Origin of the sequence: Pseudomonas sp. PDM26, assembly GCF_019219185.1 — a bacterium.
In the GTDB taxonomy this organism is placed as follows: domain Bacteria; phylum Pseudomonadota; class Gammaproteobacteria; order Pseudomonadales; family Pseudomonadaceae; genus Aquipseudomonas.
On sequence record NZ_JAHUWC010000001.1, the window covers coordinates 325,162 to 345,368 of the forward strand.

Below are 20,207 nucleotides of genomic sequence, written 5' to 3' on the forward strand. Positions count from 1 at the left end.
GGCCAAGCTACAGGACGATTCGCAACCGCGGGTGGACATCAGCCTGCCTAACGTCATCAGCCCCAAGCCCGGTGGAATTTACGATTCCCCCGTGCCTTTCGAACTCCGCCCGGGATCGGGGGGGGCATTACCCGGCGAAAGCGTTCATATGCCACATTTATTACAAGGGGCCAGAATTCGAAAATTTGTTGGTTGCTGACAACCGGTTTGCACAACCATTGGAGCCGGGGCCTCATGAAGTACACGCCTGTGCAAAGTGGTGGGAAGGCTCGAACAACGAAACTTCAGACTGGGTCTTTATCAAAGATTTCTATGTGCGGACCCCACCCGAGAACTAAAGCCAGCCGACCTGATTGTCGCTGACCGTTCGTCCGAACTGTCACAAATGACAGATGTGATTCCCCCATGGTTCCGCGTAAAAAAACGGCAAGCAATCGCTCTTCCGCTTTCAGGAGTATTTAGAGCGCACACCCTGGCCTGCTGGAGATTCATGATGAGCAAGGACTACTTCAACCCACCCCTCAAGCAACTTTTCGAGTTGGCACCAGGCTCCCTCGACCACTCTATCCAGGTCAACTACGAGAGCTTTATCAACGAGGGCGGCACGGTTTTCCAGATGTTGAAAATGGGACGTCAGGGTGTGGTTGATGCGTTCGGACTGCACAGTCGACAGGCGCAAGTGCTGCTGGACAAAGCCATGAGTCTGGCGGTGTACACCGCGCGCGAATTTCGCGAGCAGCGTCTGGTAAGGCCGGGACCTGCCAATCCGCTGCATCGTACCGGTATCCGGGCGTTGGTGAAAACCCCCACCTTCGATGACTTGTTCGACCCTGACTGGGAAAATGCCAGCCCCTCACATAGCCCGGATTCGAGCATTTCCCCGGCGGCGTATTTCTTGCGGTTGGTAATCCTGGCCCGGGATCTGGAGACTCGAGCGCAGCGCGGTGAAGGGCTGATCACATTCGAAACCCGGCGCCCGGATCTCGTTAATTTCGTCATTGATACAACCAGCATGTTTCAGATCAAACCGACGGTCACCTTGGTCAATAAAGTGCTGGAAAGCATCATCAGAACGTATTTGGCTACCGCATTGCAGCAGGATCAAGTCGTCGACGACACCTTGCTGGAAACACGTTTTCCGCATCGCTCGATGCCTTTCGAGTGGTATGCCGAGCAATACAAGCTGGTATTGGCAGAAAATGAACTATCGCTGGGTGAAGTGGTGCGGTCCATCGATCTGAGCGCTCCCTACTTCAAACAGCCAGGCGCTCGCGGTGATCTTTCGGATATTGCACTTCATCAGTCTTGCAATATCGGGCCGCAAGGGCAGCGATTGTTGACCGAGAGTTTTGTTGCGACCCAAGCGCAAAAATTCTACAAAGACAACTTTGGTACCTTTGAAGCGAGTTTGCTGGATTCGGTGCACTTCTGCGCCCAGACCTCGATTGATGCGAACACATTGACCTCGTTGTTATCCATTGAAGAATACGCGCCGACGCGCTCCGCGAATATGGAGACAGTGATCGTGGGGCCGGTGTCACCCAAGACATTTGGTTCGGTCTTCATCAACTATGGTGACGTTGAGGCAATGGATCTGTCCGCTCCGGTCAGGGGCGGGACGCGAAAATTCATCAATCACAGCCTCAACCGCTTTGACCGGATAAACCGCATGTTGCGTCTGAGCCGCTGGCTGAATCTTCCCCCAGACCAGTGTGATCGGCTGGTCATGGCCGCGTTCAATGCTGAGTTACGGGGTGAAATCCTTGGTTCCGAATCCCGAAAGCGCGAGTTGGCAGCCAAGCCGTTCAGGATTAGCAACAATACTCTTCGAGCCATCGGCCTCTTCCAGGAGTTTCGTCTGCGGTTCGGGTGTACCGCCGAGCAGTTTGGCGCACTGATTGATGAAATTTCCCCTTACGGGCGCGGTGAGGAACTTTCACAGTTCGACCGGATTTTCAACGTTCAGGCGTTGTTCGACACACCTTTGAAACTGGACGACGGCTTTTTCGCCATCGAACCGCAAACTCGCGCTGACAAGCGCACCGTCGATCAGATTTGCAGCAGCCTGGGCATCAACCAGGAGACCTGGCGCTATCTCGCACGCTTCGTAGCCAAGAGCTACGACCTGAGGGACGAACTGCAACGCAGCCTGCCCATACTTTCTTCCTTTTACCGCCTGGTATTGCTGGCGTCTTTTTTGCGCATCAGTTCAATAGAGCTGGCGGCATTGCTGGAAACCTTAAGTGAGAGGGGGGCAAGTGAGGTGCTCGAACGAGTACTCGGCGAGGCTCGTCTGGTGGTAACCGGCACCAGCGGTATCGGCGATGTACTGAGTGTGATGCATGCGGTGCAATCGTGCGTGCAATGGGCACAGGAAAACAACTTGAGCGTGCCTTGGCTGGTGCAGCATGTGGCCCCTGTCATTGCCCCGCCCATGGCAACCGAAGCGGACATTATTTTGCTGCAAGAGATTCACACCCGATTGCAGCCGGTGCGGCTTACCGAGGAGGCGCTTCAAGCGGCGGGCGTGCCACAAAGTAACGACATGAATGCGCAAGGCTGGCTGTCGCTGCTTGATCAGTTGGTAGATCGCGATGGTCTGGTGTGGAACCTTCCCAACGACGAGAACGATTACGATCGGGCCGTTGCGGAGATTCAAGCGGCGGTGATGTTGGCAGATGTTCCGCAAGCCGATGTCGATCGGGTGCGCACGGTCATTCTGGCGCTGGTGCTGCAGGCCAGGGATGCCCAATGCGCAGTGGTCCAGGAAAGTTTGTCGGTGTATTTGAGCCTGTCGCAGGACCTGATACTGCCACTGCTCAAATGGGTCAACACGGGCGGCGTCTATCTGTTGCTGATGGAGACCACTCGGGCCCTGGGCGCGGTCACTTCAGGCGCCGAGAAGGTCAATGTCGGTGATGATGTGCTGAACCTGCTGGCGCACCTGATACGGCGAGCCGAAGTCGTTGCAAAACTTTCGTTGAGCTCGGCGATGCTGGTGGCTTTGACCGCTCGACAGAACTGGATGTGGTTCGGTCTCAGGAATCCAGACGAACTTACCCTTAACACGTTGTATCAACTGACGCTTTTTCAGCGAGCTGTTACACACGCCGGGCAGCCTGCCGAAAAACTCTTGCATTACATGGAGCTGGTCAATGGGCTTCCGGCCGTCCTGACACCGGAGGATATGCGGCTGATTCGTGATTCAGCGGCAACCCAGCTGGCTGATGTGCTGAAGTGGGGGGTCAGAGAGGTGCTCGAGTGCATTCTCTATCTGGTCCCATCGATGCCGATCGTCCGTGATCTGACAACCCTGGACACGCTGCTGCGCATTCGTGAGCTTGCGACCCGCAGTGGGCTGGATGCAAAGGCCATTATTCGATTGGGGGCACTCACGCCCGACAGCGACAAGTATGCCTGGCGCAACGCAGCAGAACACGTGCTGGAATGTTTGTCAGAGTCAGCGGTTCAAGGGCAATCTCAGGAAATCGGTGAGATGGGGCAAAGTGTGACGCACGAAATCAGGTGCACCAACGACACCCTGATTGCCAATGTGGCCAATCAAGTCGCGTTGATCGTACTCACGTTGCGTGATCTCACCAACCAGGTTTTGCGCAACATTACGGTGTCCTGGAGTTGTGATCGTCCGGGGTTGCTGGAGGATACGTCCACTACCGATCATGAAGGCCGTGCGGTGATTCACTTCAAACCGGAAAAGGGGCCGTGGATGGGGGCGGTGCAAGTCAAAGGCACCTATGGCCTGGCTCAAGTGGTTTATGCACCGAAAATCATTGTCGATTGTGACGAGCCCACCTTGGGCTTTTCTCTGGATAGCACACCGGATCCCGAGCTCGACGATACCTTTTTGGCTGGTGGGAGTGCTTTCTTTCCGGTGTATGTCGGTCTTGCGGATCGTTTTAACAACCCTGGTGTTGGACGAGCGGTAGCGTTTGCCGGACGGGGTGTCGTCGCGGATCCTCTGTTAGCGATCACGGACGAAGCAGGTATCGCCAGAACCAGGGTCAGAAGCGTCGAACCCGTGAGTAAAGCGAGCCTGGTCGCCAGTTATAGCACCAAGGATTCATTGGTGATCAACAACATCACCTTTGTCGACAACCCTGCTATCAAGTTTTTTGAGGTGGTGTCGATGGCTGCTGACGGGGAACCTCTGGTGCTTCGTTGTCATGTGGTGGGGCTTGGCAAGCAACCGTCGCCGGGTGTGGAGGTCGAGCTGTATTCCGATATCGGACAAGAGCCGATCGGCACGGTTACCACTACTGAACACGGAATCGCGGAATTCACCGTGCAGGGTATTGAAGCAGGAAAACACACTTACATCGCCAAAGTAACAATGGACGAGCAGCGACTTGAAGTCGACGTGGCCAGCGCAGCGGTGATTCACGGAGAGTCAGCAGAGTATCTCTATCCGGTGGCGGGTGCGGGTACACCGACCTTGTTGTGGGTAACGGTCAGGGAGGAGGCACATAACCAGGCCAGGCTGATCGCCAACTGTCCGGTCTGGTGGACTGTCATGGGCCCGGATGGCACAACATCAACACCGGACAACTATCCAACCGACGCCTCGGGGCGTTCGACCTATCCCTTCGAGGCCGATGCGGCAGGCGACTATGTGGTGACCGCCATTCGCCAGGAAACAGAGGATAGGCGCACCTTCGCTCTTCAAGTGGTGCCGGCCATTGACTGGACGTTCACGTTGACCGACACGACGACGAGAGCTGTTGTCAGTCACGCGACCGCCAAAGAGCCGCTGGCGTTTATCAGAGGTCGAACCTACAAGCTCGATATCGAGTTGCCGGGCTCGGTCGATCTGAAAGACGCCCGTGCGATGCTGGCCTGGAGCAGTGAGTTCTCGGCGAAGGGGCTGGGAATGATGTTCGACCCGCCAACCGGTGCCTACGTGGTAATCGGCGAAGACAAAACCCTCAGCTGGAACATCGACTGCAGGGATCTTCGTAACGGTAGCTTTGATCTGACTTTTTATTGTAATCGGCTCAATCAGCGGCTGGTGTTGCCAGGTCGCCTGGATGCGCCACCACCGGCTCTGGTGTATCCCGTCAACGGCGATAAGGTGGAGGTTCAACCGCTGCTCAACGGTACGGGCAACCCATCGGCCCAGATTTATGTATTCGAAGGTCGGGAGGGGCCGCTGCTGGCCAGGACCAGCGTGGGCAATGATGGTAAGTGGTCCGTAAGGACTACCGAACCGCTGTCGACGGGGCCGCATGTATTTTCGGTCAAGCAGCGACATATCGACACCACTGAGGCGTGGGCGCCGGATGTGCGGGTGAGTGTTGATGGCAGCTTTGTTGAAAAGGTAAAAATTTCAAGCCCCGCCTCGAACAGCAGCGTCAGGGTCGGGACGTGGATCGAGGGGACGGGCATGCCAGGTGTTGAGCTACGCCTTGTCAAAGAGGGATCGGAAGCCACTATTTATGCACAGGGAATGGTCGGTGCAGATGGTCGCTGGCGAGTTCAGTTCAAATCAGACTTCGGACCAGGCACTTACTCGTGTGGCGCTGCATTTTATGTTGATGGCAAAAAAGTGTCCGATTGGGCGCCGCCGGCCTATAAGTTGACGTTTATTGCCAGAGGCTAAAAGTGTTAACGGGTGCTAAAAAAGGAACAATTGTCATTAGGTGATGCCCGCGGTATCGCCGCTTTGAAGTTTTCTTTTTGAATATTCAGCTGTGTCTCTATTGCTGGCACTGCCGGGCGCATGCTGCATTCTAGGAGCGTAAAAAGTGGATAACTCCATCATTGGCACATTGGAAGAAAGTCGCTGCATGGCCTTGGCAGATTTTTATCTTGGGCAAGTTGCACCGAATCAAGGTGTCACTGAACCGCTTAAGCTGACATCCCTTGATGATTTGTATCACTATTTGTTAATGGACAGTCAGGTAGGCCAGGAACTGGAAACGTCTGAGCTGGCTGAAGCCATTGCGTGCCTCCAGCAATACATAGGCGCTGTGTACAGCGGTCTGGAACCTGGCCACACAGAAGAGTTTACTAACGACGAATTGGTAGCGTGGCATCAACGCTATTGCAATATCAGTGACTGGGCTGGTTATCAGATGCTTCTCGATTATCCGGAAAACTGGATAAAACCGACATTGCGTCTGCGCAAATCCGATTCGTTCAAAGAGTTGGAGAACAACCTCGGGCAAGCCAGTCTCAGCGATGCAGCCGTGCAGATGGCCCTGTTCGAGCATTTGAAGGGTTTCGAAGAAGTGTGCAATCTCGATCTGATATCGGCGTATATCGACAGTATCGACAGCGCGGAAATTGCAAAGGGAAAAAACTTCAAAAATGCCGATTACTACTTTATTGGCCGGCAAAGGGTGCAGCCATTTGGCTACTTCTGGCGCAAGGCCCATGTTGAATTAAACAGCGAAAGCAAATTCCTCAACCCCGCGGCCTGGACTGAGTGGAAGCCCATCGGCATTCCCGCCTCGGCAACCGTGTTGGCGATGCGGCCGGTATTTTTCGCCGGGCGTTTCATGGTGGTTCAGGTCGAGGGCGAGAAAGCCCCAGACCGCAAGGATAAGGACAACGAAGGCAACGAGGTTATCGTGGACGGTACGTGGCAGGTTGAGGTCAAACTCTCTTACCTTGCCGTGAACGGAATATGGTCGACACCCGTGAGTCTTGGGAAAAAGGAATTTGCCAAGGCGTCCGAGGCATCTTCTCGTTTGGTAGTCGTGACCTATGCCGGTATCAGAAAAGACGTAGATGATCTTTTGGCTGTGTGTTTTACCACAACAGACTTGCCTTCCGGGCAGATGGCCGCCGCCGAGGATGAGAAAGAGCACGGATGGATCTTTGCGGCAAGAAATGCATTGTTTGAACCAAAAGTTCCAAATATTGCAAGCCTCAAAATATTGGCCAATCAGCGCTTCTCCAATCAGTCTGGTTTGCAACATAAACTGTTGCTCAGCGAAGCGGCTGTACTGACACAGACGCTTGTGCCGGCTCCAGGTGTTGCAGCCGTTGGAGACACCCGGAATGGAATACTGAGCAAGTTTATCTCAACGAATATAAACTTCAGCAGCCGACAAAGCTTGGTTGATGGTGTATTGGCAACAACTAACGTATTACAGGTGCAAGGTGTTTGCGATCTCACCCGGCCAGAGTTTGATCTGAAAGACATTGTCATTGTCGTGAAAGAGAATGTGGCATCGTTTGTTACGTATTTCGAAATTTCCAGGGTTGGCACCAAAGGCATTAAGTTTACCTGTTTCCGTCAATCAACTACCGGATTTGATTTTTCTTTATGTCTTGATGATTTGAATGGCAAGCCTGTCGCGATAGAGACTTTCAAAGCAGCTGAATTTACAGCGGATGGCGAATGGGTATCTGTTCGCAAGAATGTGATGCTGACACCTCAACAACTGGAAACGTTGTGGTTACTTCAGCCCGGTCACATCAGAGGTGGTGCCGGGTTTTCAGTCTTGATTGGTGCTGTCTACAAATCGTTAACCAACAGCCAAAACGTGCTTTCGATGTTTAAAAAGCCCGAGATCGTTGGGATGGCTTTGAAAGTCATGGATGGCGCAACGGTTGTTCCTGGCGATTGGGAGAAAACCGTTGAATTGAATGGGTGGTTCCAAACGCCCTGGATTGAGTATCGCTGGACGGGAGACCCTGTCGGTAAAAAGCTGAGTGTCGTATGGGGCGCGAATGCTGACGATCGTTATGGCCGCGACCGCTATGACATCGAGATCAAACAAGTACCCAATGCCAGCAACGTACCGCTGATCAGCAAGCAGGCCACAGGTGCTCAATTTCTTGATGTTCGGCCATTGGGTATCACCGCTCTGCCATGGATACGGCTCAACTCGCTGTTCGGACCGGAGCTGGTGGCCAAGGCAGCGATTTCTATCGACGAAGTATTGTCCCGGGCGACCCAGGACACCCTCGAGCCGTCACCAACGGGTGCCAATCCGCAAAAAACGCCCATCGATTTCAACAGCGCCCACGGCACCTTTTACTGGGAACTGTTCTTCCATCTGCCGTTCCTCGTCGCCCATCGTCTATGCGAGGAGCGCAACTACCATGAGTCGCAGCGATGGTATCAATACATTTTCAACCCGCATATCCGGACGCCACGCCCGGGAGAAACGGACCCGAGCGAGCGCTACTGGCTCTGCCGTCCGTTGCTGGAACAAGGCGATATCGGCTTTGAAGCCAAGGGGCTGGTGGACCCTGACGCCATTGCCTTTTCGAAGCGGATTCACTATCGCAAAGCCATTTTCATGGGTTATGTGCGCTGCATCATTGCCCATGCCGATTCGTTTTATCGGCGGTTGACCCGCGACAGCCTGACGGCGGCGAAACTGCAATACGTGCGCGCCTTGTCGCTGATGGGCCCGGCACCCACAGCAAAAGCCATGAGCCACTGGAAGCCTCAGTCGGCATTCGACATTCTCAAGCCCAGCGCCGAAAAAGCCGGTGTCTCGTCACTGGAGTCATTCGCACGATCACTTGAGGTCGACGTCGCGAATCTGCCGGCGCGAGTGGAGGGAACGCCAGATTTCGAGGTGTTAGGACTGGAAGATGTCTTTCGCCCCTTCACCAACGATCAACTGCTGGACACCTGGAAGTACATCGATGAGTGCCTGTGGAACATGCGGCATAACCTGACCATCGATGGCAAACCGATGATGCTGGCGCTGTATGCCCCACCGACCAATCCACTGGATTTGTTGCGAGCACAGGCGGGTGGTGCTTCGGGGGCAATGCGCAACGCGGGAGGGTGGAAGAACATCCCGCATTATCGTTTCCGTACCTTGCTATCCACAGCACAAAACGCGGTGCAAACCCTTATCGGGTTTGGTCGGGAGGTGCGTCAGTTGATGGAACTGCGTGATCGTGGACAGCTTGAGGAGCTGCAGCAGAGCCATGTCATTGCACTGGGGGCGCATGCCAAAACCATTCAGGAAGAGACCATCAAGCAACTGGAGGCTTCGCTGGAAGGATTGGAGCAGAGCCAGGCCATGATTCAAGAGCGGGCCGATCACTATAAGCAGCTCAATGGGAACCCGTTGTTGGCGCCGGAAATAGCTGGGGATGTCGCCGCACTGGCCGGCAAGATAATGGGGGCAGCCGCTATCATTCCTCACGCTGCCGGGAGTGTTATCAATGCAACGATCAAGGAGCAAGCGCTCGCTGGGCCTGTGGGCCCTTTTCCTGCCGGGTTGGCAGGTATTGAAGGCGGTGAGCGTGGGGAACCTCTCAAAGCAGTTGGCACGGGACTGACGATCGGTGGCGCGTTGTTATATGCGGCGGGTGAAGCTTCGCAGCGAGCCGCTTTTTATCTACGCCGAGGTGAAGAGTGGAGCTTTGCCGAAGCCCAGGCGAAAAGCGAATTGCTGGTCGTCCAACAACAGCTCACCGCCCAGCAGCACACGCTCAATGCCGCAAGAGCCAGCCTGGTTCAAACACAAAAAGCCAATGAGCAGGCCCAGGAAATTTATTCATTCTACAAAACCCGGGCCACTAACGTTGAACTCTACCGCTGGTTGCTCAGCCAGATGGCTACGTTGTACTTCCAGGCCTATGACGCCGTGGTGGGGTTGTGCCTGAGCGCCGAAGCCAGTTGGCAGTACGAGATGGGCGACTTCGACACGCAGGTCATTCGACCCAATGTCTGGATGGATCACCGCCATGGCCTGAGCGCAGGCGAGTCGATGCTGCTTGACCTGCTGCGTCTGGAGCGCATGTTCCTTGAGCGTAACGAACGTCGGCTGGAACTGACCAAGACGATTTCCCTGCGTCAGTTGTTCGAAAAAGGGACGCCGACAAAAAACTGGGAGTCGGTCATAACCGATCTCAAGAAAGGCAAACTCGATTTCGAGTTTTCCCAGCAGTTGTTCGACAGTGACTACCCCGGTCATTACTGCCGACAGATAACCACCGTCGCACTGTCTCTTCCGGTGGTGCTCGGCCCTTACCAGGATGTTCGCGCAATCCTGACGCAGACCGGCAGTACCACAGTGTACAAAGCCGACGTTGACTCGCTTGAATACTTGTATGGCGACAAAGGCCAAATACCTCCCGCCGGTATTTTGCTCAATTTGCGTAGCAACCAGCAGGTGGGCATCAGTCACGGCCTGGATGATTCCGGTGTTTTCCAGTTGATATTTGGTGATGAACGCTACCTTCCGTTTGAAGGTACTGGCGCGGTTTCGCGTTGGCGTCTTGAGTTGCCACGATCTACAACGTCGGAACAGGAAAAGCTGATCGACAGCCTGACGGACATCATTGTGCAGGTGCGTTATCTCGCCAAAGTCGGCGGTACGGCTTACACCGAGGCGGTTCTGGATAAATTAGGTGATTGATGGTGGGTGTCCCTGACGGTTAACGGGGGCGCGTGTTGGCAGGGAGTCCGGGTCGCGATGGCGACTCTGGGAAATTTGATCAATCGAGGTGAACGCATCATGAGCGACGACGAAATCAGAGGCCGGAATTTTATTTTGCACGGACGATTCTCCTCGGGTTGGAATACACCCTGGAAACATGATGGGCAGGGCGCAGCCAGGACATTTGAAGACCCTGATTATGGTAACTATTTGATGATGAACGGGAAGGCGATCGTTGCTCAGGCATTCGACACCGCCGTGTTTACCGACGCGCAGATGGAGGGGGCGACTTATCGAATAGCCTTTCAGTATGAAAATTTTGGGGAAGGTGAAAACTCCAAAGTCCTTGTAATAACCGGCATTGGCAAGCAAATCCCTATTGATCTAAGTGGAAAACCCCCCAGCAAGCCGCTGGCCGACTGGAACCCCTTTGAGTCTTTTGCGATCGACGGCGTAGTGGCAGCGGATAAAACTATCGCCGTTGAGATGCATGGATCCGCCTCGAGTGGTTCGTCGGGGCTGCGTATGACTGACGTCGACGTGCAGCTGCACCTCGTGCCTCTCCAGCTGGCACGCATTAATCTCGACGGCAAGCTGTATGAAGGACAAACCTTGGTAGCTGTGTAACGTAAGTTGCAGAGGAGGGCCGAGCCATTGTTTGTCATTGGAAAGCCTCAGCAAAAAAGTGGATACGCTTTCATATCGTGCCTGCTTTTTTCCAGCTCAAGTATCGCGTGACCAATGTTGACCCTAATCTGTCTGGTCGCGCATCCACTACCGAAACTCCATGGGCACTCAACCGCTCATGGAGTTCGGCTCTCGCATTCAACCAGTCCACCGTCCCGCAATAGCTCAACGCTTCGGACCAGGTTTGTACCGGCGCCTCTCGCAGACTGTCGAGTACCCCTTCTTTCAGGCTTGCCACCAGAACCCGATGTTGCTTGTTCAGCCGGTTAACGGCCGTGATGAGTTCTTCATCGTCTTCATCCCGCAGATTGGTCATTAGCACCACCAACGCTCGACGCTTTTGCCGGGCCAGTAGTTGGTTGGTAGCGGCTTGATAATCGGCGTTGCGTTGTGTGCTGTTCAGGTTGTAGACCCTGTTGAGCAAGACGTTTAGCTGGTTGGTGCCTTTCACCGGAGCGAGATAAAAGGGCTGTTCGCTGGCAAATGTACTCAGCCCCACCGCATCGCCCTGCCGTAACGCCACGTAGCTCAGCAACAGACAGGCATTGAGCGCGTGATCGAAGTGCGACAGCTCATCATCCTGGCTGCGCATGTGCCGGCCGCAGTCGAGCATGAAAATGATCTGTTGATCGCGTTCGTCCTGATACTCCCGTGCGATCGGTGTACGTTGGCGGGCGGTGGCTTTCCAGTCGATCTGGCGCAGGCTGTCGCCTTCGCGATACTCCCTTAGCTGGTGAAACTCCAGGCCCAGGCCGCGTCGTTGTCGCTGGCGCACGCCGAGCTGGCTGAGCCAGTTGTCTACCGCCAGCAGTTGGCCGCCGTAGAGGCGGGCGAAGTCGGGGTAGACGCGGGTGTGGTCGGTCACGCTGAGCAGACGTTTGCCGGACCACAACCCCAATGGGCTTGGCAGGTTGATTTCGCAGCGATCGAAGGTGAAGTGGCCGCGCTTGAGCGGGCGCAGGCGATAGCCAGCCTCGCTGTGCTGGCCAGGCTGAAGTTCGACCGACAGGGGAAGGTTTTCGAAGCTCAGGCCGTTGGGCACATGGTCGAAGACCTGAATGTTCAGTGGTTGGGGGAAGTCATGCACGACTTCCAGTCGTACTTCGCTCCAGCGACCCAGCGCCAGACTGCCACGCATTTGTCGTCGTACGCGGGGGGAGGGCAGGCGTTGGAGGCGGATGGCGTCGAGTATTGCCAGGGCCAGCAGCGCCAGCAGCAATCCCCAGTTGATCGACAACAGGCTCGAAGGTACGGCGACGTCCAGCGCCCGCAATGCACCGAGCACGATGCCGATAACCAGCAGCAGTGCCAGCCAGATCAACAGCAGGCGCGAGGGTTTCATGGTGTAACACCGTGCAGCCAGATCAAAAGATCGCAGCCTTCGGCAGCTCCTACAGGTGCACACCTTCGACGCAGGAGCTGCCGAAGGCTGCGATCTTTTATCCGGGCCACGACGTTCAAACCCGTGGCGCCGGCACTTGGTCGAGCAGTTGCCGCAGCACGTGATCGACCTCCAGCCCTTCGATATCCAGCTCCGGCGCGATGCGTACGCGATGGCGTAGCACGGCCAGGGCGCAGCCCTTGATGTCATCCGGAATCACGAATTCACCGCCGCGCAACAAGGCGCGTGCCCTGGCACATCGCACCAGGGCAATGGACGCCCGAGGCCCGGCGCCGAGGGTCAGGCCGGGCCAGTTGCGGGTGGAGCGTGCCAGGCGCACGGCGTAATCGAGCACCTGATCGTCCAGCGGCAGGTCGCTGGCGATGCGTTGCAGGGCCAGTACATCCTTGGCCTGCAACAAGGTGCGCATCGGTTGCACATCGAGCATGTCGGCCCGGGTCGAGCGGCTGACCTGACGGACCATGTTCAACTCCTGGTCGGCGTCGGGGTAATCCATACGTACCTTGAGCATGAAGCGATCCAGTTCGGCTTCCGGTAGCGGATAGGTACCTTCCTGTTCGATGGGGTTTTGCGTGGCGAGCACCATGAACGGCTGCGCGATGGGCAGAGCACGACCTTCGAGGGTGACTTGCCGCTCCTGCATGGCTTCGAGCAGCGCCGCCTGGGTTTTCGCCGGAGCGCGGTTGATCTCGTCGGCGAGCAACAGGTTGGTAAACAACGGCCCTTTGCGCAGTTTGAATTGCTCGGTCTGCATGTCATACACCGCGTGCCCGGTGACATCGCTGGGCATCAGGTCCGGGGTGAACTGGATGCGCGCGAATTCACCGCCGAAGCAGCGGGCGAGGGCGCGCACCAACAGGGTCTTGCCCAAGCCCGGTACGCCTTCGAGCAGCACATGGCCGCCGGCGATCAGCGCCGTCAGGACGTCGTCGATCACACTGTCCTGGCCGATCAAGGCTTTTTGCAATTCATGGCGTACGGCCTGGGCCAGGTGGCTGGCACGCTGACGTTGTTGAGTGGCATGACTCGCTGCCTCGGGCTCGATCGGTTGACTCATAGGGCGTTCCTCAAGGTTTGCAGGTGGGCGACCTGACGGCTGAATTCAACGCTGGAAAGCCGTTGTTTCGGTCGCGGGCTCATGGCCTGGCTGATGGCGCGTGTGGGTTGGCCGGTCAGGCGCGCGAGTACCAGCCATTGTTCGGCAACGGCAAGTTGTTCAAAGCCGGGATGGCGACGCCGCACGCGCCGCAGGATGTCTTGCTGCAAGGCTTGCAGCAGGCCGGCCTGACCGTTGCGGCGCAACAGGAAGTCGGCACTGGCGCGCAGGTGCTCCTGCAGTTGCCGGCGTGCTTTCGGCGCCGGTTCCAGCAATGGCCCCTGACGCACACCGAAGTGCCAGAAACCCAGACCGATCAAAGCGAACAACGCGACCAGCGCCTGGGGAAAATAACGCAGCAGCAAGGTCGGCAGGCTGTCGTGATCGGTATCGAAGATCAGCGTCACGCGGGTATCGGCGGTCAGGTACCAGAGCAGCCAGGCATTGTCGTACCGGTCGATGGCCGGGGTTTTCCACAAGTCGGCATCGGTGACCACGATGATTGAACCGAGACCGTAACCGAGCTGCATCATGTGCGTGGCCCTGGCGCTGTTGGCCCAGGCCTGGGCGAGGTTTTTCGGGTCTTCGAGATGGAACGCGGTATCGAAACCGGCATAGGCCGGGGCGTCTTCGTTTTCCAGATAGAGCTTGGTCAGTTGCGGGTACGGATCGTCACCGACATCCGGCGGCGGGTCCTTGAGGTCTTTGCTCAGGGATTGGTGCAGTTGCACCCGATCGAGCAGCAGGTCATTGCTATGGCCGAGTTTTTCATCCCACAGCGATTCGGCGACGAACAGAAGCCGCCCGCCGGCCCGGGTCCAGTTCAGCACCTGGTCGATCTGCCGTGGGGTCATGTTGTAGCGATCCCCGAGCAACAGCAGGCTGTGTTGATGCGGGTCGAGGCTGGGCAGGATGTCGAGGCCGTTGGCGTGGTCGGCGCTCAGGCCTTGCTTGCGCAGGAACAGCTGCGCCGCCAGATATGGATTGGCGCTGGCTTCGGGGGCGGGACCGTGGTCGATGTCGGTCTGGTAGGGGGTTGCCTTGAGGTACAGATAAACACCCAGCGCCGCCAGCAACAGGGCGACCAACGCAGTGGCTATCGACCCCCAGCGCCGATTCAACGGACAACCTGCGAGCCGAACAGAATGCGCCAGCCGTTACACAGTTCCTGCTGCACCTGAGCGGGCGGCAGGCGATGACCATAGGCCATGTTTTGCCAGTGCCCGGTCAGGTTTTTGCTGTAGGCCAGCAAGGCCGGTTGCTGTAATAGCTCGATACGCTGAAGCACCTGGCCTTCAGTGTCGGCGGACTTGAGCGCGATGTTGAAGTCGTGCAGCAGGCGGCTGAGCAGGGCGCGATAAAGCAGACCAAGCGCTTCGCGTGGATGAGTCTGCCAAAGACTTTCGGCGCGGGCGGCGATGTCGGCGGGCAGGGATTCGGGCTTGAGGTCCATGCCGAATGCCTGCTGCGGTAACGGTCCCGTGGCTCTGTTGACGGGGATTGGTCGAAGGCTCACGAACGCCTGCAACCAGTCGCGATAGCGCCAGATCAACAGGCCGACGGCACCTATGACGATGCCCCACAGCACGATTTCAATCAGGGTCGCCAATGCCCCGAAATGCTGCCCCTCGAACAGTTTCAGCAGGGCCTTCAACCATTGCGGTGTCTTGCCATTATCCGCGGCTTCAGCACTCGGTTGCTCTTCGCCAAAGCGGTAGCGCGTTACCGTTTCCCGGTTCTTGAAGGGTGGCTGTTCGAGGATCGCCTTGATGCTGTCCCTGGAGGCCTGGCTGCTCAGGGGCTGGTCCAGCAGGCGCGGGCTGTCGGGTGAAATGGCCGGTTCACCGGCCCACACGCTGTGGGTGGTCGGCATCAGCACAATCACGGCCATCAACAGGACAGCGCCTGCACTGACCAGACGCTGGCGCATTCGGCGGAACACCAGTTCGATATCCCAAGCCTCCAGTACGGTGCGCCGGTTCAGGTAAAGGCTGAAGCCGCAGGCGACATAGATCGGCTCCCAGACCACCAGAACCAGTGCATAAAAGGCGTTGGTCAAGTGTTCCAGCCAACGCCAGTCCTGGGTGGCCGCCGAGATCAGCGACTGCCAGCCCCAGTCGAGCGCGACCTGCTGTGGCAGGAGTAGATAGAACAGCACCATCAAGCCGATCCACAACGCGCCCTCCAGGTGCGCACCGATGATCGTCAGCCAGCGTGCGGTGCCGGCGTTTCGCTGCAACAGCACCTGTAGGCGCTGTTGCCATTGCTGCCCGTGGAGTCCTTCGAGCTGTACCACCGGCATGACGAAACTGCGGTGCAGACTCAGGCGTCGCCAGGTCAGGCTGGCCAGCAATTGCGGCTTGAGCAGGCGCGGCCATTGGTGCAGGGCCTGCTTGAGCGTGGGCGTTTCATCGAACATGGCTTTGGACAGGATGTACAAGGGCAAGCGTTCGAACGCCGGCTTCAGCCACCAGAAAATGAACACGGCGAGCGAGGGCGAATCCCGGAATCCCCAACTGAGCAGCACGAAAATGGGCAAGGTGACCATGGCCCAACTGGTCATCAACAGGCGTCGGTGGCGCTGGCTCAGGAGCACCCCGAGGTCCATGGCTTCCCAGGTCGAGCGCGGGCGAATCACCACCGTGGCGTCACTCAGGCGCATGGCGGCGACGTCCGGCGAACACCAGATAAACCACCACCAGCAGCCAGAGCGCCGCGCCGATCAGGTATTTGGTCTGGTGCGAAGGGCCGGTCATTGCCGACCAATAGGCTTCGATAAAGGCCGCAATCAACAGAAACAGCATGACCCCGCAGATCAACAGCACGCTCTTGCGCGCCGCCAATCGCAAGGCCTCGCCCCGTGGCAGGCGCCCCGGGGCGACCAACGCCCAGCCCAGCTTCAGACCAGCGGCACCGGCCAGGACGATGGCGCTGAGTTCGAAAGCGCCATGGCCGATCACGAATGACCAAAAGGTTTGCCCGTAGCCGACGTAGGTCAGGTGCCCGGCCACCGCCCCGATCATCAGGCCGTTGAAAATCAGGAAAAACACGCTGCCCAGGCCGAACAGCAAACCACTGGCGAAGGTCTGAAAGGCGATGCCGATGTTGTGCATGATGTAGTAGCCGAACATCGCCCAGTCCTCACTGGCGGCCCGCTCCGCCGTGCGCCCGAGGTGACCGGCAACGGGGTCGTACATGCTTTGCATCTCACTGACCTGTTCGGCGGGGATCAGGTTGTAGACCAGATCCGGGTACAGGTACACCAGCAGCGCGAAACCGGTCAGGCTGGCAAAGAACATCAGGCTGGCGGCGAGGACGAAACGCCATTGTTCGCGCACCAGTCGCGGAAAGTCGGCCAGGATGAATGCCAGCATGTTGGCCCCCAGACGGCTGCGGTGTCGGTAAAACTGTTGATGTCCGCGCAGCACTTGTTGCTGCAAGGCATCGATCAGAAAACTGCTGTAGCCACGCTCCCGTGCGAGTGCCAAGTGTTGGCAGAGGCGTCGGTAGTCCTTTGGGAAACTGCCGGCGTCGGTGACTTTGCCGTCGCGTTCCAACTGCTCGAGCAGGCTGGAGAAGCGGTCCCATTCGGCCTTGTGCCGGCTTTCAAACAGGCTTTGCTTCATGTCGGCCCCAGCAAGCCGCGGGCGATGCCATTGAGCTCGGTCACCGCCTGTGCAGGCTGGACTTGCAAGGGCTGGGCGAGGATCGCGGCCAGTTCATTGACCCGCGCTTGGGAGAGTTCGCCCTGGCGCTCGGCAAACCCGAGAATCGCCTGTTGCTCGGTAAGTGTCAGGGCAAAGGCCGGGCGGCGGGGCTCGGCTTCAGGGGGGGCGGGGCGGGTGTGCGATTGTTCGCGGTAGATCACCAGGGTCCCGGCGGCGATATCGCCGAGGCGCTTGAAGTGGGGATGTTGCAGGCAACTGATGACCCCGAGGAAGTAACCGAAGGGCAACAGGTCAACAACGCGCAGCAGGTTGCGCAGCAGCGAAGCGGACCAGCCGACCGGGGTGCCATCGTCGTGCACCACCCGTAGTCCCATCCATTGCTTGCCTGGCGAGTAGCCGTGGTTCAGCACCTCGAACAGCACCATGTACCACCAGCTCACTACGAATAGGAGGATCGAGCCGAGCCCGGCTCCCAGTTTGCCGAGCGTCGCCAGCACAATGAACAGCACGCCCAGGATCAGGCCGCGCAAACCGAGATCGATGGAGAATGCCAACGCACGGACCATCAAACCGGCCGGGCGCAGCGGCAGATCGACGCCCTCCGGCGTTTCGACGTGATACCGCGTATCCAGTGGCGGTGACAGCGGCGCAGTCCCTGGCAGTGCTGTGGTCTCGAGCATGGGCAACCTGATGATGTGGCCTGGATCGGGATTCTTTGTCCATCCGATGCTAGCAGCCTATACGGAGGGAAACGACATAACTATGTAGTGCACGGCGAGTCGCGCAAGGTGCTTGAATGACAAGACTACTGGCCGGGGCGGGAGGTGAACGCCTAGACTTTGCCGATCTTCAGTTCAGGAATCGCCCGTGACCTCTATCTTCTGGTACGACTACGAAACCACTGGCATCAATCCCCGTTGCGACCGTCCGTTGCAAATGGCCGGCCTGCGCACCGACTTCGATCTCAATGAAATCGACGCGCCGGTCAACCTTTACTGCCAGCCCAGTGATGACATCCTGCCGCATCCGGCCGCCTGCACCATCACCGGAATCACCCCCGGGCAACTGCAGGCGCAAGGCTTGAGCGAAGCCGACTTCATGACCCGGGTGCATGCGCAACTGGCCGCGCCCGGTACCTGTGGCGCGGGGTATAACACCTTGCGTTTCGACGACGAGATGACCCGCTACAGCCTGTACCGAAACTTTTTTGACCCTTATGCGCGGGAATGGCAGGGCGGCAACAGCCGCTGGGACCTGATCGATGTGGTGCGCGCCGCCTATGCCTTGCGCCCCGATGGTCTGGTCTGGCCGACCGATGACGAGGGGCGGGTCACGCTCAAGCTCGAGCGCCTGACCGCTGCCAACGGCATCGACCATGGCAATGCCCACGAAGCGCTGTCGGACGTTCGCGCGACGATCGCCCTGGCGCGCCTGATACGGGAAAAACAGCCAAAGCTGTACGACTGGCTGTTTCAACTGCGCAGCAAGCAAAAAGTCATGGACCAGATTCGCCTGCTGCAACCGCTGGTGCATGTTTCCGGGCGTTTTTCGGCCGCGCGCAGCTATGTGGGTGTGGTGTTGCCGCTGGCCTGGCACCCGCGCAACAAGAACGCCCTGATTGTCTGTGACCTGCACCTCGATCCCCAGGGCCTGCTCGATCTGGATGCCGAAAGCTTGCGTCAGCGCTTGTATACCCGCCGTGACGAGCTGGCCGAAGGCGAGTTGCCGGTGCCGTTGAAGCTGATTCACATCAACAAGTGCCCGGTGGTGGCACCGTTGTCGGTACTTCGCCAGGAAGATCAGCAGCGTTTGGGGCTGGATATGGCGCTGTATCAGCAGCGGGTGTTGCAGCTCAATGACGCCCGGAAAGTTTGGCTGGATAAAATCCTGGCGATCTATGCTCGCGAAGATTTTTCCCAGAGCCAGGATCCGGAGCAACAGTTATATGATGGATTTATCGGTGATCGGGATCGGCGATTGTGTGAGCAAGTCAGAACCGTTGACCCGGTGCAATTGGCACAACAGCAGTGGCCTTTCGATGACGAACGTTTGCCTGAATTGCTGTTTCGATATCGCGCACGTAACTTTTCCGACACGTTGAATTCCGAGGAGCAAGAACGCTGGCGAATATTCTGTCAGAAACGTTTGTCAGAACCCGAGTGGGGGGCCCCAAATACCCTTGAAAGTTTTGTAGACGCCGCGGCCCAATTGAGCGTTAGTGCTACTCCGTTTCAGCAGGGGGTGCTCAGTGAGTGGCAGGATTATGTCCAGGGATTGCGTCAGCGTTTGCGTCTTTGAAATCGAACATGCCTGGGCTTAAAACACCGGGCATAAAAAACGCCAGCATTTGCTGGCGTTATTTTTTGTCACGGATCCGTCTGCGACAAGCTCTGAAGCTTAGCCCAGCAGGGTAGCCCAGCCTTCCACCACGTCACCGCCCCACTTGGCTTTCCACTCTTTCAGAGTCTTGTGGTTGCCACCTTTGGTTTCGATGACTTCACCGTTGTGCGGGTTTTTGTATTGTTTAACTTTGCGAGCACGCTTGGTGCCGGTAGTTTTCACTGCACCGCCGCGTGGTGCCTTGGTTTTGGATTCTGGATCCAACAGCGCGATGATGTCGCGCAGGGATTTCGAGTATTCACCCATCAGGGTGCGCAGTTTGCCTTCGAATTCCAGCTCGGTTTGCAGTTTGTCGTCTTGGGACAGGTTCTTCAAACGGGCTTGCAGCTCTTTGATAGCTTCTTCGGTGGCGCGATATTCGTTGATCAAGGACATGTGGACTACCTTATGTTGTGCGCTGGATGGCAGGTGACAGTGCGGCAATAATAGTCACGGTGTTTCATCAAGTAAACATTTAAGGCAAGTTTATTTAATTTAATTGCTGTGGCTTTGGCGCACATTGGTAATGCAGTTATTAGTGTGGTCCAGGTCTGCCGGATATACATAAATTAACATTTGGCCGGCAGCACTAGAGC

At 57.2% G+C, this 20,207-nt stretch carries 11 protein-coding genes; 4 read left to right on the forward strand and 7 right to left on the reverse strand.

Features of this window, described 5'->3' with window-relative positions; all coding sequences use genetic code 11:
- Positions 1-493 precede the first annotated feature (493 nt).
- From KW849_RS01495 to KW849_RS01505, 3 genes are all read left to right on the forward strand, one after another.
- Positions 494-5,617 (forward strand): Tc toxin subunit A, encoded by a 5,124-nt coding sequence (locus tag KW849_RS01495; RefSeq protein WP_218427035.1) that lies wholly within the window; start codon positions 494-496, stop codon positions 5,615-5,617.
- A gap of 145 nt (positions 5,618-5,762) precedes the next feature.
- Complete coding sequence (locus KW849_RS01500) at positions 5,763-10,358, forward strand: neuraminidase-like domain-containing protein (protein WP_218427037.1); 4,596 nt, start codon at positions 5,763-5,765, stop codon at positions 10,356-10,358.
- Positions 10,359-10,457: 99 nt separating this feature from the next.
- Positions 10,458-11,006, forward strand: a complete 549-nt coding sequence (locus tag KW849_RS01505) for a hypothetical protein (protein WP_218427039.1) — start codon at positions 10,458-10,460, stop codon at positions 11,004-11,006.
- A gap of 70 nt (positions 11,007-11,076) precedes the next feature.
- Here KW849_RS01505 and KW849_RS01510 read toward each other — a convergent pair whose 3' ends face one another.
- The 6 genes from KW849_RS01510 to KW849_RS01535 all read right to left on the reverse strand — a co-directional run bounded on the left by KW849_RS01510 (position 11,077) and on the right by KW849_RS01535 (position 17,912).
- Positions 11,077-12,408 (reverse strand): DUF58 domain-containing protein, encoded by a 1,332-nt coding sequence (locus KW849_RS01510; protein WP_218427041.1) that lies wholly within the window; start codon positions 12,406-12,408, stop codon positions 11,077-11,079.
- Between the two features lie 115 nt (positions 12,409-12,523).
- Positions 12,524-13,525, reverse strand: coding sequence for a MoxR family ATPase (locus KW849_RS01515; RefSeq protein WP_218427043.1), 1,002 nt, complete (start codon positions 13,523-13,525; stop codon positions 12,524-12,526).
- Complete coding sequence (locus tag KW849_RS01520; RefSeq protein WP_218427046.1) at positions 13,522-14,685, reverse strand: DUF4350 domain-containing protein; 1,164 nt, start codon at positions 14,683-14,685, stop codon at positions 13,522-13,524. The genes KW849_RS01515 and KW849_RS01520 overlap by 4 nt, the downstream gene beginning before the upstream one ends.
- A complete protein-coding gene (locus tag KW849_RS01525) occupies positions 14,682-16,226 on the reverse strand; it encodes a DUF4129 domain-containing protein (RefSeq protein WP_218427048.1) in 1,545 nt (514 codons plus the stop codon). The genes KW849_RS01520 and KW849_RS01525 overlap by 4 nt, the downstream gene beginning before the upstream one ends.
- Positions 16,213-17,190 carry a stage II sporulation protein M gene (locus KW849_RS01530; RefSeq protein WP_218427050.1) on the reverse strand — a complete coding sequence of 326 codons (978 nt, stop codon included), beginning with the start codon at positions 17,188-17,190 and terminating at the stop codon, positions 16,213-16,215. The genes KW849_RS01525 and KW849_RS01530 overlap by 14 nt, the downstream gene beginning before the upstream one ends.
- Positions 17,187-17,912 carry an RDD family protein gene (locus tag KW849_RS01535; RefSeq protein WP_218427052.1) on the reverse strand — a complete coding sequence of 242 codons (726 nt, stop codon included), beginning with the start codon at positions 17,910-17,912 and terminating at the stop codon, positions 17,187-17,189. Before KW849_RS01535 ends, KW849_RS01530 begins: the two co-directional genes overlap by 4 nt.
- A gap of 187 nt (positions 17,913-18,099) precedes the next feature.
- Between KW849_RS01535 and sbcB the strand changes: the two genes are divergently transcribed.
- Positions 18,100-19,530, forward strand: coding sequence for an exodeoxyribonuclease I (gene sbcB, locus KW849_RS01540; protein WP_218427054.1), 1,431 nt, complete (start codon positions 18,100-18,102; stop codon positions 19,528-19,530).
- A 99-nt stretch (positions 19,531-19,629) separates the two neighbouring features.
- Here sbcB and mvaT read toward each other — a convergent pair whose 3' ends face one another.
- Positions 19,630-20,007 carry a histone-like nucleoid-structuring protein MvaT gene (gene mvaT, locus KW849_RS01545; RefSeq protein ID WP_007933316.1) on the reverse strand — a complete coding sequence of 126 codons (378 nt, stop codon included), beginning with the start codon at positions 20,005-20,007 and terminating at the stop codon, positions 19,630-19,632.
- Between the last annotated feature and the right edge of the window lie 200 nt (positions 20,008-20,207).

What these genes read in the sequence shown, in the direction of transcription:
- KW849_RS01495 (WP_218427035.1), top strand. Translation starts at nt 494, where the DNA reads ATGAGCAAGGACTACTTCAACCCACCCCTCAAGCAACTTTTCGAGTTG.
- KW849_RS01505 (WP_218427039.1), top strand. Translation starts at nt 10,458, where the DNA reads ATGAGCGACGACGAAATCAGAGGCCGGAATTTTATTTTGCACGGACGA.
- KW849_RS01510 (WP_218427041.1), bottom strand. Translation starts at nt 12,408, where the DNA reads ATGAAACCCTCGCGCCTGCTGTTGATCTGGCTGGCACTGCTGCTGGTT.
- KW849_RS01515 (WP_218427043.1), bottom strand. Translation starts at nt 13,525, where the DNA reads ATGAGTCAACCGATCGAGCCCGAGGCAGCGAGTCATGCCACTCAACAA.
- KW849_RS01525 (WP_218427048.1), bottom strand. Translation starts at nt 16,226, where the DNA reads ATGCGCCTGAGTGACGCCACGGTGGTGATTCGCCCGCGCTCGACCTGG.
- KW849_RS01530 (WP_218427050.1), bottom strand. Translation starts at nt 17,190, where the DNA reads ATGAAGCAAAGCCTGTTTGAAAGCCGGCACAAGGCCGAATGGGACCGC.
- KW849_RS01535 (WP_218427052.1), bottom strand. Translation starts at nt 17,912, where the DNA reads ATGCTCGAGACCACAGCACTGCCAGGGACTGCGCCGCTGTCACCGCCA.
- mvaT (WP_007933316.1), bottom strand. Translation starts at nt 20,007, where the DNA reads ATGTCCTTGATCAACGAATATCGCGCCACCGAAGAAGCTATCAAAGAG.